The organism is Marinobacter sp. HL-58 (genome assembly GCF_001314605.1).
GTDB lineage: Bacteria > Pseudomonadota > Gammaproteobacteria > Pseudomonadales > Oleiphilaceae > Marinobacter.
Genome location: NZ_LIHP01000013.1, coordinates 126,726 through 139,061 on the forward strand (window position 1 = coordinate 126,726; position 12,336 = coordinate 139,061).

Annotated in this window: 10 protein-coding genes; 2 read left to right on the plus strand and 8 right to left on the minus strand. The window is 58.4% G+C overall.

Annotated features, from left to right (window positions below; genetic code table 11):
- Window positions 1-30: 30 nt before the first annotated feature.
- The 3 genes from HLUCCO03_RS12305 to HLUCCO03_RS12315 form a co-directional block, all read right to left on the minus strand.
- Window positions 31-924: a U32 family peptidase gene (locus HLUCCO03_RS12305; protein WP_027833083.1), complete on the minus strand. Its 894-nt coding sequence runs from the start codon at window positions 922-924 to the stop codon at window positions 31-33.
- 13 nt (window positions 925-937) lie between these two features.
- The gene (locus tag HLUCCO03_RS12310) at window positions 938-1,933 is read right to left on the minus strand and encodes a peptidase U32 family protein (protein WP_027833084.1); all 996 of its coding nucleotides are present in this window, start codon (window positions 1,931-1,933) and stop codon (window positions 938-940) included.
- 93 nt (window positions 1,934-2,026) lie between these two features.
- Complete coding sequence (locus HLUCCO03_RS12315) at window positions 2,027-2,233, minus strand: CsbD family protein (protein WP_027833085.1); 207 nt, start codon at window positions 2,231-2,233, stop codon at window positions 2,027-2,029.
- 300 nt (window positions 2,234-2,533) lie between these two features.
- On the opposite strand from HLUCCO03_RS12315, the gene HLUCCO03_RS12320 reads away from it, so the two are divergent.
- The gene (locus tag HLUCCO03_RS12320) at window positions 2,534-4,561 is read left to right on the plus strand and encodes a nitrate- and nitrite sensing domain-containing protein (protein ID WP_027833086.1); all 2,028 of its coding nucleotides are present in this window, start codon (window positions 2,534-2,536) and stop codon (window positions 4,559-4,561) included.
- 73 nt (window positions 4,562-4,634) lie between these two features.
- Here HLUCCO03_RS12320 and hemN read toward each other — a convergent pair whose 3' ends face one another.
- Window positions 4,635-6,053: an oxygen-independent coproporphyrinogen III oxidase gene (gene hemN, locus HLUCCO03_RS12325; RefSeq protein ID WP_027833087.1), complete on the minus strand. Its 1,419-nt coding sequence runs from the start codon at window positions 6,051-6,053 to the stop codon at window positions 4,635-4,637.
- 352 nt (window positions 6,054-6,405) lie between these two features.
- On the opposite strand from hemN, the gene HLUCCO03_RS12330 reads away from it, so the two are divergent.
- The gene (locus HLUCCO03_RS12330) at window positions 6,406-7,938 is read left to right on the plus strand and encodes a cryptochrome/photolyase family protein (RefSeq protein WP_027833088.1); all 1,533 of its coding nucleotides are present in this window, start codon (window positions 6,406-6,408) and stop codon (window positions 7,936-7,938) included.
- Between the two features lie 19 nt (window positions 7,939-7,957).
- On the opposite strand, the gene HLUCCO03_RS12335 is transcribed toward HLUCCO03_RS12330, so the two are convergent.
- The 4 genes from HLUCCO03_RS12335 to HLUCCO03_RS12350 are packed head-to-tail and all read right to left on the minus strand — an operon-like array spanning window position 7,958 to window position 12,186.
- Window positions 7,958-9,076 carry an ABC transporter ATP-binding protein gene (locus HLUCCO03_RS12335; RefSeq protein WP_027833089.1) on the minus strand — a complete coding sequence of 373 codons (1,119 nt, stop codon included), beginning with the start codon at window positions 9,074-9,076 and terminating at the stop codon, window positions 7,958-7,960.
- 7 nt (window positions 9,077-9,083) lie between these two features.
- Window positions 9,084-9,953 (minus strand): carbohydrate ABC transporter permease, encoded by an 870-nt coding sequence (locus tag HLUCCO03_RS12340; protein WP_027833090.1) that lies wholly within the window; start codon window positions 9,951-9,953, stop codon window positions 9,084-9,086.
- Window positions 9,946-10,872 (minus strand): carbohydrate ABC transporter permease, encoded by a 927-nt coding sequence (locus tag HLUCCO03_RS12345; RefSeq protein WP_036197696.1) that lies wholly within the window; start codon window positions 10,870-10,872, stop codon window positions 9,946-9,948. The genes HLUCCO03_RS12340 and HLUCCO03_RS12345 overlap by 8 nt, the downstream gene beginning before the upstream one ends.
- Before the next feature lie 54 nt (window positions 10,873-10,926).
- The gene (locus tag HLUCCO03_RS12350; protein ID WP_027833092.1) at window positions 10,927-12,186 is read right to left on the minus strand and encodes an ABC transporter substrate-binding protein; all 1,260 of its coding nucleotides are present in this window, start codon (window positions 12,184-12,186) and stop codon (window positions 10,927-10,929) included.
- Window positions 12,187-12,336 lie beyond the last annotated feature (150 nt).

Below are 12,336 nucleotides of genomic sequence, written 5' to 3' on the forward strand. Positions count from 1 at the left end.
AAGCCAGGTACGCCCGATCCTGCGTACGATTCAGACGCCGACCAGTTCCATCCCCGGCTTGCCGTACCAGTATCCGTTGCAGGGTGGCGCCTCCACCAACTGCAGCGGATCGGTGGCCGGTACCTCACCACGGCGAACCTGATCGAAGCGTTTGACCACCTCATCCATACCCAGATGCTCCGGGCTCAGACGGACGGTAGACACGCCCATGCGCTCCATATCCGGTAACTCCCGCATCAGGTCGTAGCGCGAACCAGAGAGTGTGGAGATACCATTCAGCCGGAACAGCTCCTGGGACTCCCGGGAACGCAGTTCCATGCCGTCCGGGTGCTCAATGCATCGGAACTCGCAGTTGTCCTTGGGCAGGTTGTAATGGCGCGCGGTAAAGCAGCGCGAGGACCAGGCCAAAGGCAGGAACCCCCAGGCAAACACTTCGGCTGGCAAGTCCAGGCCCTCTTCTTTCAGCCCCCTGATGAGCTGATCCAGGGTTTCCCGGCCCAGCTCCACCGGCAGGTTCCAGCCCTTCAGGCCCTGCTTCGCCAGTACCCTGAGTGTAGCCACGTTGTAGATGTTCATGGACGGGCCGGTGACAAAAGGAATACCGTTCCGGATCGCCACCTGCAGGGCGCTCTGGTCATTGGCCTCCACCATGAATTCGTTCTGGTCGCAGATCCGGCGCAGGCGCCTCAAATCCGCTTCGGATTCAATCAGCGTCTGGGTGGATAGCACCACCTCCTTGCCGCAGGCTTTCAGGTCGCGGGCCAGGTCGAACCAGTCGTCGGGCTTCAGCTCGCGCCGGCGGGAACACACGGCTTCCCCCAGGTAGATGGTGTCCACCGGCCACTCGGCGGCATTGGCGTAGAAATCGAAAACGGTTTGTTTGGACCAGAACCAGAGGATCGGCCCCAGGGATAGCTTCATCATGGCTGCTGAAACCTTATTTCCATTTGCGATGATAGGCACCCAGGGTAGTCAGACCACCCTCGGAAAGACCAGAGAGGGTATTGCGCCATAGAGGCTCAACAGTAAACATGCCCGGATTGGCCGCCAGGTTGTCCAGGGCGTGACGCCAGGTGCGCGCCACGTCAGCAATATAGGCCGGGCTGCGCTGGCGACCCTCGATTTTCACGGCACTGATTCCCAGCGCCTGCAGTTCCGGCAACAGGTCCAGGGTGTTCAGGCTCACCGGCTCCTCGATGGCATGGTAAACATTGCCCTCCACCTCGAACCGGCCTTTGCACAGGGTCGGGTAACCTGCCGACTCCCCTTTGCCGTAGCGGTCAATCAGCACGTCGTTCAGGCGTGATTCCAGGCCCTGGGGCGTTTCCTGCCAACGCACGGCTTTGGCGGGGGAACAGGCTCCGCGGGTATTGGGTGATTCATCGGTGAGATAGGACGACAGGTAACACCGCCCTTCCGCCATGATGCACAGGCTGCCAAAGGCAAACACCTCCAGCTCAACCGGGCTGTGCTTCGCCACGCCACGCACCTGGTCCAGGGACAGAACCCGGGGCAATACGGCACGGCGGATATCAAAGGTGTTCTTGTAGAAAGACAGGGCTTCGTAACTGGTGGCAGAGCCCTGAACGGAAAGATGGCGGGGAATATCGGGATGACGGTTGGCGGCATAGTCCAGCAGGCCCATATCCGCGAGGATAATGGCATCGACGCCCAGGCTGGCAGCACGGTCGACAGCGCCTTTCCACATTTCCCAGCCTTCGGGCTGAGGATAGGTGTTGATGGCACAGAAAACGCGGGTGCCCCGCTGGTGGGCATAGTCGATGCCTTCAGCGGCGCGCTTGTCGTTGAAATTCAGGCCTGCAAACTGACGGGCATTGGTACTGTCCCGAAAGCCGAAGTAGACCGCATCGGCGCCGTTATCCACAGCCGTTTTCATGGCCGGAAGGCTACCGGCCGGGCAGACAAGTTCCATGATTTTCTCCGCTGCAAGGGTTGCCGGCACCTTAGCGGGAACGGCTCCGTGCTGCCTTGACCTTTGTCAGCGGGACTTCCTGGCAGACAGTGACTACTTGCTGTTAAAGAACTCTTTAACCTGCTTTTTGGCCTCTTCACGGGTTATGGCATAACGTTCCTGAACCAGCCCCGTAAGCTTTTCCTCACGGCCTTCGGCTTCCAGCAGCTCGTCTTCCGTCAGCTTGCCCCAGGTCATCTTGGCCTTGCCAACCTGCTGCTTCCATTTACCTTTCATTTCATCGGCATTGAATAAGCTCATGATCTCTCCCTCTTGTGGCTGGATGACAACTTCAGGCTCAGAATAACCCTTCACCAGGTGCTGGTCTGTTCGCTGACACACCCAGAATGCGAAATCCGGTCTTCTGAATACCTCCGTGGAGGTATTCTACGCACTATCCCTCACTGCCTTTTCCTACCCCGTTAAAACAGAGGCTTAACATTTAATTACAGTAACTTACAGCCCTGCAACTACCTCTACACCTACCTCGTCACGCCGATAGAATCCACCCTGCAAGCGCCGGGATAATAGCCGCAGTTTCCTACCAGACAAGGCATTGCCATGAACCTTATCAACAACCTCTCCATGCGGGGCAAGCTCATCACTCTGGTGATGCCGGCGCTGCTGGTTATCCTCTACTTTGCAGCCGAGAGCATTGCACTGAATTACGGCAAGCTCAGTGACATGCAGCAACTCCGCTCTATGGTGGAGATTGCTGAAACCGGAGATCCCCTGGCTGAAGCACTGCAGAAAGAACGCGGCAGGAGTGCGGTTTTCTTCGCCAGTCGACAGGGTACGGATGCAGCGCGCAAGGCTGAGAGGGATCTGGCTGAGCAGCGGCGACAAACGGACACCCGCCTGTCTGGTTACAGATCCGGTATCGATGCCCTGATTGCAGATACATCATTCGATACCAGTGTAGAAGCAAGCCTGAAATCTGTGAGCCAGGGGCTGGATAATCTCGACGCTCTGCGCCGTTCCGTGGATAGCCGGGGAATCAGTTCCGGGGAATCAGTTGAGCGCTATACTGCGCTGATCATGGGGCTTCTTGAGCGCATTCCCCTTATTATCCGCCAATCCACCGATCCGGAACTGACCCGTGATGTCAGCGCCTATTACGCACTTGCAGAAGTTGCCGAGATGGCGGGCCGGGAGCGCGCAGCTGGCGCTTCACTGATTCGCAGCGGCGATTTTGACCTGCCCTCCGTGCGCCGGATCGCAGAACTGGGTGGTCAGCAACAGTCCTATTTTGATCTGGCTCTGGCAATGCTGCCCACCGATCACCCATTGCGCAACACCCTGGAAAAGCAGCCAGGTTTGGCAGCCAGCCAGGCATTGGAGGAACAGCGTGAAACGCTGTTCAGCAGCCCATCCGGCATGTATGCCCTGGATGCTCCGGACTGGTTTGCCACAGCAACCGGGCGAATACAGACCCTGAACGGGATTCGCGAATCCATGCTGGCGGAAATCCGTGCACGGGCCACAAGTGGCGTAACCGAAGCCCGCAAGGATCTGATCTCGGCATCGGTAATTGCCGCGGGCGCTGTTCTGGCGGTACTGGTTCTCATGCTCCTTATCATCAGAGCCATCAGTCTGCAGATCAGAAGTCTTCTGGGTGGTGTCCAGTTTGCCATGGATAACAAGGACCTGACCCGCCAGATCGATATATCCAGCAAAGATGAAGTGGGCACTGTCGGCAAGGCGATCAACGATCTGTTCGGACATTTTGGCAAGGCCCTGCTGCAGATTGACCAGTCCAGTGTCCAACTGGCGACGGCAACCGAGGAAACCAGCTCTACTGCCGGCCAGAACTCGCACCAGGTGAAGAACCAGCAACAGCAGATCGAACAGGTGGCGGCAGCCACGGAGGAGATGTCTGCCACCTCCGAGGAAATCTCCCGCAATACCCAGCAGGTAGCTGATGCCGCCAGAAGCGCCATGGAGAAGAGCCGAACCGGTGAGGAAGTCCTGCACGGCAGCGTTCAGAGCATCCGCTCTCTGGCGGAATCGGTCCAGCGGGTCAATGAGGTTATCCGGGAACTGGAAGCTCGCAGCGGCACCATCAGCGATGTGGTGGATGTGATTCGCAAGGTAGCTGACCAGACCAACCTGCTGGCGTTGAATGCTGCCATTGAGGCCGCCCGAGCAGGTGAGCACGGACGCGGGTTCGCCGTGGTTGCCGATGAGGTTCGTACTCTGGCAAAACAGACCCACGAATCCACCACCCAGATCGAAGACATCATCAACGGCTTCCGGGACATTACCGACAGCGCCAGCCGGTCGATCTCCGAAAGCCACAAACTGGCCAATGCCACCAGCGATCAGGCCTCTGAGCTGGAGCAGACGTTCGCGGGTATCCTTACCGATGTGAACAGCATTTCGGATATGGCCAGCCAGATCGCCACTGCTTCGGAAGAACAGGTAGCCGTGACCCGGGAACTGGCGGGCAATATGGAATCTGTCAGTGAAGCCGCCATCCTGACGCTGACCGGCTCACAGGAGATCACCCAGGTCACCGGAGAACAGGCAAGGCTGGCCCGGGTACTGCAGGACCTTGCCAATGAGTTCCGGGTGCCCGCTTACAGCTGAATGTATCCGCAACTAAAAAGGGGCTGCCAGTGTTCTGGCAGCCCCTTTTTGCGTCCGGATAAAGCAGAAAACGTCAGATAATCCGGGAGAACCGCTTGCTTGCACCCTCCTTCCGGTACAGATCAAAGATCTGGCATATGGCACGAATCAGAAGCCGACCAGCGGGCTGGACCTGCAGTGCATTGCCATCATCGGCAATCAGCTCGTCCTGAACCATCGGCTTCAGGCGGCTCAGTTCGTCTGCAAAGTAGCTGTTCAGGTCTTCCTGCCATACTTCTGCGAACAGTTTGCGATCCAGCCGGAACTGGCAGATCAGCTGGCCGATGACCCAGCGGCGGATGCGATCGTCACGGGTCAGGTTGACGCCCTTGGTGATGGCCAACTGCCCGGCATCGATCGAAGCTTCCCAGGAGGGCAGATCATGGTTGTTCTGGAAGTAGGCATCGTCGGTCTGACCTATTGCGGAAACACCGAGAGAAACCAGGTCACATTCGGAATGGGTGGTGTAACCCTGGAAGTTCCGGTGCAGCCTGCCTTCCCGCTGGGCCACCGCCAGGCTGTCATCCGGCTTGGCGAAGTGGTCCATGCCGATGTATTCGTACCCTGCTTCCAGCAAACGATTGATGGTGTTGTGCAGGATGGTCAGCTTCTGCTGGGGCGTGGGCAGGGTATCCGCCAGAATCCGGGTCTGCGGGTAGAAGCGGTCCGGCAGGTGGGCGTAACTGAATACCGACAGCCGGTCCGGCGACATCTCGATGACCGCTTCCAGGGTTTCGGCAAAACTCTCCGGTGTCTGGTGCGGCAGGCCGTAGATCAGGTCCAGGTTGATGGAACGGAAACCGAGCCGGCGTGCTTCGTTGAGCACCGCCTCGGTCATTTCCCGGGGCTGGATGCGGTTGACGGCTTTCTGTACCTTGGGGTTTACGTCCTGCACACCCAGGCTGATGCGGTTGAACCCCAGGTCCCAGAGTGTCGGCAGGGTGTCCTGGTCCACTTCCCGCGGGTCGATTTCCACGCTGTAGTCGCGGTCTTCGCCGGTCTGCAGGTTGAACAGTTCCCCGTACCCGGCCATCAGGTGTTCCATGACATCCTTGGGCAGGAAGGTGGGCGTGCCGCCACCCCAGTGCAGCTGCTGCACGGGACGGTCCGGGCCAAACAGTCTGGACTGGATGGCGGCTTCCTTCAGCACGCGCTCCACATAGGGCATGGCTTTGTCGCGCTTTTTGGTGATGACTTTGTTGCAGGCGCAGTAGTAGCAAAGGTGCGCACAGAACGGCAGGTGTGTGTAGAGCGACAGTGGCCTCCCGCTGGCCTTGCTGCGGGCGGCGGCCTTGACCATTTCTTCCACCGGGTAGTTCTGGTTGAATTCGACTGCCGTCGGGTAGGAGGTGTAGCGCGGGCCGCTGAGGTCGTATCGGCGGATCAGTGCTTCGTCCCAGATAAATTCCGGCAGTGTGGATTCGGCAGATGTCAGTGTGGCGGTCGGAGTCATAGTAAACGCTCTGGGATCAATAACGGGGGTCATCCGGGAAACAGCGCCATGGTATGGCATTCCGGTGCTGCGCATTTTGATGCGTGTCAGCTGACCGATGATTTCAGTTTACCAGTCTCTGAGATGAACCACCCTTGAGCTGATGGCGTACTCTTGCTACCCCTTTAGGGGAGTATTTGGTGCCTGACACCCGGTGGGCGGAGGGGGTGTCCTGCCAAAATACGCTGTGAATACGTCCCTGTACGCTCGGCTCCGCCATCCATGGCTCCGCACGATTTTGGCAGGACACCCCCTCCGCCCACCTCACCTCCTTGCAGGACCGCCAACTGAAAAGTGGAGTACAACATCTGCCATGGCTAATCTGATTCTGGTTCTGGGCGACCAATTAACAACGGACATCAGCGCTCTGAAAGATGCTGACCGAAAGCAGGACCGGATAGTGATGGCCGAGGTCCATGACGAGGCCAGCTACACCAATCACCACAAAAAGAAAATCGTGCTGCTGTTCAGCGCCATGCGCCATTTCGCGAAGCGTCTTGAAGCCGATGGCTGGCAGGTTCACTACCAGGCTTACCACCCGGACAACCAGGCCCAAAGCCTGGAGGCGGTTGTGGCCGGTCAGCTCGAGCAGACCGGGGCGGAGAGGGTGATTACCACCGAGTGCGGGGAGTGGCGTCTGCATGAGCAGGTGAGCCAGTGGCATGAGCGGTTGGGGGTGCCGGTGGAGATTCGTCCCGATACGCGCTTTATTGCCAGTAAAGAGGAGTTCGCGAGCTGGGCCGAGGGGAGGAAAAAGCTGCGAATGGAGTTCTTCTACCGGGAAATGCGGCGAAAAACCGGGTTGTTGATGACTTCCGAGGGCAAGCCGGAAGGGGATCAATGGAATTTCGATGCCGACAATCGCCGCAAGTGGACCGGCAAGCCGCCGGCTCCGTCGCCGTTTCGGGTTGAGCCGGATGGCATTACCCGCGAGGTGATTGAACTGGTGGAGGCGCATTTTACCGATCATTTTGGCACCACGGAGGACTTTCATTTCGCGGTGACACCGGAGGATGCACAGCAGGCTCTGGATCACTTTATCGATTTTGCCCTGCCTTGCTTCGGCGACTTCCAGGATGCGATGTCGGATGACGAAGACTGGCTTTTCCATTCCATTCTGTCTCCTTACATCAACTGCGGGCTGCTGGATCCCCTGGCGGTTTGCGAGGCGGCGGCCCGGGCCTGGTATTCGGGGCGTGCGCCCATTAATGCGGTGGAGGGTTTTATCCGGCAGATTCTGGGGTGGCGTGAATTTGTGCGGGGGATCTACTGGCTGAACATGCCAGCGTATGCGGAAGAAAACCGCCTCGGCAATACCCGTGCCCTGCCCTGGTTCTACTGGACCGGGGAGACGAAGATGCGCTGCATGCACAAGGCAATCGACGCTACCCGCCGCAACGCCTACGCCCACCACATCCAGCGGCTGATGGTGACCGGCAATTTTGCACTGCTGGCCGGGGTCAAGCCGGAGGAGATCTGCGACTGGTACCTGGCAGTGTATGCCGATGCCTACGACTGGGTGGAGCTGCCCAATGTGCTGGGCATGGTGATGCATGCAGACGGCGGTTACCTGGGCTCGAAGCCCTATGCTGCCAGTGGCAAGTATATCCAGCGGATGTCGGACCACTGCAGCAACTGCCATTACAAGGTAAACGAGAGCACCGGGGAGGATGCCTGCCCGTTCAACTCGCTGTACTGGCATTTCATCGACCGTCACCGGGATGATTTTGCCAACAATCCCCGCATGGGCATGATGTACCGGAACTGGGACAAGCAGAAGCCGGAAAGGCGGGAGGCGCTGCTCCGGCGGGCCAATGATTTGCTGGCACGTCTGGAGCAGCTGTGAACAAGGGCTTCTGAAACCGTTATTGCGGACGGATGCGCTTCTCGCTTTCGGGGTCAAAGAACACGACTTTTCTCATGTCGAACATCAGTTCGGCCTCTTCGCCCCACTCCACCGGGTGTTCTGCGTCCAGCCGGCACTGCACATCAATACCGTTCAGGCGAATAACCGCGATCACATCCGGGCCCGTCGGTTCAGTGACCTCCACGGTGAATCGGCCTTCTTCCACCATCGGGTTATCCCTTTTCTGTTCGTCAGGCTGGCTTATGTGTTCCGGGCGGATGCCAAGCACCACGCGTTTGCCCACCCAGTTTTCAAGATACGCCGGCACTGGCAGTGCCAGTCTGCGGCCATCGCTTCCTTCAAGCGTAACGGACAACCCGGTGTCTGATCGGTCTATGGCCACTTCAATAAAGCTCATGGAAGGCGACCCCATGAAACTGGCGACGAACAGGTTCTCCGGCGTGTCGTAGACTTCCTTGGGAGTGCCCAGTTGCTGCAATTCTCCGTCCCTGAGGACAGCAATCCGGTCAGCCAGTGTCATGGCCTCTATCTGGTCGTGAGTGACGTAGACGATGGTGGTTCTCAGGCGCTGATGCAGCTTCTTGATCTCGGTGCGCATTTCCACCCGCAGCTTGGCGTCCAGGTTGGACAGCGGCTCGTCAAACAGGTAGATCTTCGGCCTGCGTGCCAGTGCACGCCCCATGGCCACCCGCTGTTGCTGCCCGCCGGAAAGCCGCGAGGGCTTCTTGTCCAGCAGAGGAGATATCTGCAGCAGGTCGGCCACGCGCTCCACTTCCTGTCGGACTTCCTCTTTGGGCATGCCACGAATCTTGAGGCCGAAGGCGATGTTCTCCCGCACGGACATGGTGGGATACAGCGCATAGGACTGGAACACCATGGCGATGTCCCGATCCTTTGGCTCCATGCCGGATATGTCCTCGCCGTCCACCACAATCGATCCGCCGGTAATGGTTTCCAGGCCGGCGATGCTGTTCATCAGTGTGGATTTACCACACCCGGACGGGCCGACCAGGGTCAGGAACTCGCCGGATGCGATATCAATGTTGATGCCCTTGAGCGTCTCGTCCAGGGCGCCTGCGTAGGTCTTGCGGATGTCCCGCAGTTCGAGTTGTGCCATTGTTGTTTTACCCTTTAACCGAGCCGGCCGTCAGGCCGCGTATGAAGTACTTGCCTGCCACGATATACACCACCAGCGTTGGCAGGGCGGCGATCATGGCGGCGGCCATGTCCACGTTGTATTCCTTCACCCCGGTGCTGGTGTTCACCAGATTATTCAGGGCCACCGTTATGGGTTGGCTGTCCCCGCTGGCGAAGACCACACCAAACAGGAAGTCGTTCCAGATCTGGGTGAACTGCCAGATCAGCGACACCATGAAAATCGGCGTGGACAGTGGCAACAGAATGCGAAAGAAGATGGTAAAAAACCCCGCGCCATCCAGCCTTGCGGCCTTGATCAGGGCATCGGGTATCGCCACGTAATAGTTGCGGAAAAACAGAGTAGTAAACGCCACCCCGTAGATCACATGAACCAGAACCAGCCCGGTGGTGGTATTGGCCAGGCCCAGCTTGCCCAGGGTGGCGGCCATGGGCAGCAGCACCACCTGAAACGGCACAAAGCAGCCAAACAGCAGCATGCCGAATAACAGATCAGAGCCCTTGAACTTCCACTTGGACAGCACGTAACCGTTGAAGGCACCCAGTAACGTCGAGATCAGCACTGCGGGTACCGTCATCTTGAACGAGTTCCAGAAGTAACCACTCACACCGTTGCATTGCACTCCTGTACAGGCCTCTGACCAGGCCTTGGTCCATCCCACCACGGTCCAGTCAGTGGGTAATGCCAACAGGTTACCGGTACGAATATCCAGAGGCGTCTTGAAGCTGGTGATCAGCATGATGATCAGCGGAATCAGGTACACCAGGCACGCCAACAGCAACACTCCGTAAATGGCGATCCGGCTGGGGCGGAAACCGGTACGAACCACATCAGTCATGGCGCTTCTCCCTCAGTTCGGAATACAGATAGGGCACCAGCAATGCGAGAATGGCACCGAGCATCAGCATGGCGCTGGCGGAGCCCAGGCCCATCTGGCCGCGGGTAAAGGTGTGGGAATACATGAACACCGCAGGCAGGTCGGTGGAGTAACCCGGGCCGCCGGCGGTCATCGCCATGACCAGGTCAAAGCTCTTGATGGCGATATGGGCCAGTACCATAACGGAACTGAAAAACACTGGTCGCAGGGAGGGCAGGATGATCCTGCAGTAGATCACCGGCAGGCTCGCGCCATCCACCCGCGCAGCACGAATGATTGAGGAATCCACTCCCCGCAGGCCCGCCAGGAACAACGCCATGACGAAACCAGACGCTTGCCAGACCGCCGCCATAACAATGGTGTAAATGGCAAGGTCGGAATCCACCAGCCAGTCAAAACTGAACGACGTCCATCCCCAGTCGTGCATCAGTTTTTCCAGCCCCAGGCGGGGGTTCAGAATCCACCGCCAGACAGTACCCGTCACGATCATGGACAGTGCCATGGGGTACAGGTAAATGGTACGAATCGCGCCTTCCTGACGGATACGCTGGTCGAGAAATATGGCCAGCGCCACTCCAATCAGCAGGCAGCTCACTATAAACAGCCCCCCGAAGATGGCGAGATTTTTTGACGCCACCAACCAGCGCTCGCTCTCCATCAGCTTGGCGTATTGACCAAGGCCAATGAAATCGTAACTCGGCAGAAAGCTGGAGCTGGTGAAGGAGAGCACGCCGGTCCACAGCATGTAGCCATAGATTCCGATGCCTACCAGAACAAAGGTTGGCGCCACCACCAGCTTGGGCAACCAGCGCTGCAGGCCATCCATCAGGCCAGACGATGCCCTGGCCACCCCGGCAGGGCGACGTTGAATGTGTTCCATGAGAGTTCCCCCGAATAAACCCGAAGGCCGCCCGCCGGGCGGCCTGATGCGGCACTACAGTGCGGACTGGATGGCAGCTGCCAACTGGTCCGTGGTTTTTGCCGGGTCCGGGTTTCTGTCGTTAACGAAGTTGGTCACCACGTCGAAGATCTGGCCCTGGATGTAGCTGGTGGTGGCGAGCCCGTGGGAGAAACTCGGCACCAGACCGCCATCTTCGGCGCTGGACCTGAACGTTTCCATCGACGCCTGGGCACAGGTATCGAAATCGCCCATATCCATGTCGGTACGAACCGGGATGGACCCCTTGTTCTGGTTGAACAGGGTCTGAAACTCCGGCTCCAGAATGGTACGGGCCAGGTCCTTCTGCGCCTTTATGTCATCCTCTTCCGTGAGGCTGAACATGGCGAAGGAATCCACGTTAAAGGTGAACTGGCCTTCCGTGCCCGGTGCTGGCGCACACAGGTAGTCTTCACCCGGTGTGAGGTCCGCTGCACTGAACTCACCCTTGGCCCAGTCACCCATGATCTGCATTGCCGCCTCACCCCGGATTACCATACCGGTTGCGGTGTTCCAGTCACGGCCAGCGGCGTCCTCGTCCACATAACTCATCACCCTGGCGAACTGCGAGAAAACCGTTTCCATTTTCTCGCTGTTGATCACATCCATGTCGTGGTCCACAAACGCCTTGCGGTAATCGTCCGGACCCAATTCCGCCAGGGCCACGGCATCAAATACCGTTGCGTCCTGCCAGGGCTGCCCCCCATGAGCCAGGGGAATGTAGCCTTCGGCTTTGAGCGTGTCAGCAACTTCGAAGAACTCCTCCAGCGTGGCCGGAATTTCAACGCCAGCGTCTTCCATAACCTCCGGATTCACCCATAGCCAGTTCACCCGGTGCACGTTGACGGGTACCGCCACGTATTCACCTTCATACTTCATGACATCTGAGATCATGGGAGGAATGAGCCGGTCCCAGTTTTCAGAATCGGCAACACTGTCCAGATTGGTCAGGAAACCAAGCTCTGCCCACTCACGAATGTCCAGGCCCTTGATCTGGGCCGCCGCGGGGGGATTGCCGGACACGGCCCGGGTTTTCAGGACCGTCATGGCGGCTTCCCCACCACCACCGGCTACTGCAAAATCTTTCCAGCTGTGACCCTGTTTTTCCATCATTTCTTTCAGGGCGGCAGCGGCTCTGGCTTCACCACCGGCGGTCCACCAGTGCAGAACCTCGACTTCACCGGCTTTAACAGCCGAAGCAGGCAACAGGATGGCAGACACTGCCAGGGCAGTAAGATGTCGTTTGCACTGTTTCATAAAAGCTCCTTGTTTTTGTAGTAGAAACGCTTGTCAGTATCAGAACCAGACTTCCATCTGGGTACCAAAGGTCCACTGGCTGCCGGCAAAGTCTTCCTGACCCAGGGCGTCGCCACCGTCATACTGGTTGAGCTCATCGTCCCAGGTGGA

Bases quoted from the DNA above. Each gene is read 5' to 3' on its own strand.
- HLUCCO03_RS12305 (WP_027833083.1), bottom strand. From the start codon at position 924: ATGATGAAGCTATCCCTGGGGCCGATCCTCTGGTTCTGGTCCAAACAA.
- HLUCCO03_RS12310 (WP_027833084.1), bottom strand. From the start codon at position 1,933: ATGGAACTTGTCTGCCCGGCCGGTAGCCTTCCGGCCATGAAAACGGCT.
- HLUCCO03_RS12315 (WP_027833085.1), bottom strand. From the start codon at position 2,233: ATGAGCTTATTCAATGCCGATGAAATGAAAGGTAAATGGAAGCAGCAG.
- HLUCCO03_RS12320 (WP_027833086.1), top strand. From the start codon at position 2,534: ATGAACCTTATCAACAACCTCTCCATGCGGGGCAAGCTCATCACTCTG.
- hemN (WP_027833087.1), bottom strand. From the start codon at position 6,053: ATGACTCCGACCGCCACACTGACATCTGCCGAATCCACACTGCCGGAA.
- HLUCCO03_RS12330 (WP_027833088.1), top strand. From the start codon at position 6,406: ATGGCTAATCTGATTCTGGTTCTGGGCGACCAATTAACAACGGACATC.
- HLUCCO03_RS12335 (WP_027833089.1), bottom strand. From the start codon at position 9,076: ATGGCACAACTCGAACTGCGGGACATCCGCAAGACCTACGCAGGCGCC.
- HLUCCO03_RS12340 (WP_027833090.1), bottom strand. From the start codon at position 9,953: ATGACTGATGTGGTTCGTACCGGTTTCCGCCCCAGCCGGATCGCCATT.
- HLUCCO03_RS12345 (WP_036197696.1), bottom strand. From the start codon at position 10,872: ATGGAACACATTCAACGTCGCCCTGCCGGGGTGGCCAGGGCATCGTCT.
- HLUCCO03_RS12350 (WP_027833092.1), bottom strand. From the start codon at position 12,186: ATGAAACAGTGCAAACGACATCTTACTGCCCTGGCAGTGTCTGCCATC.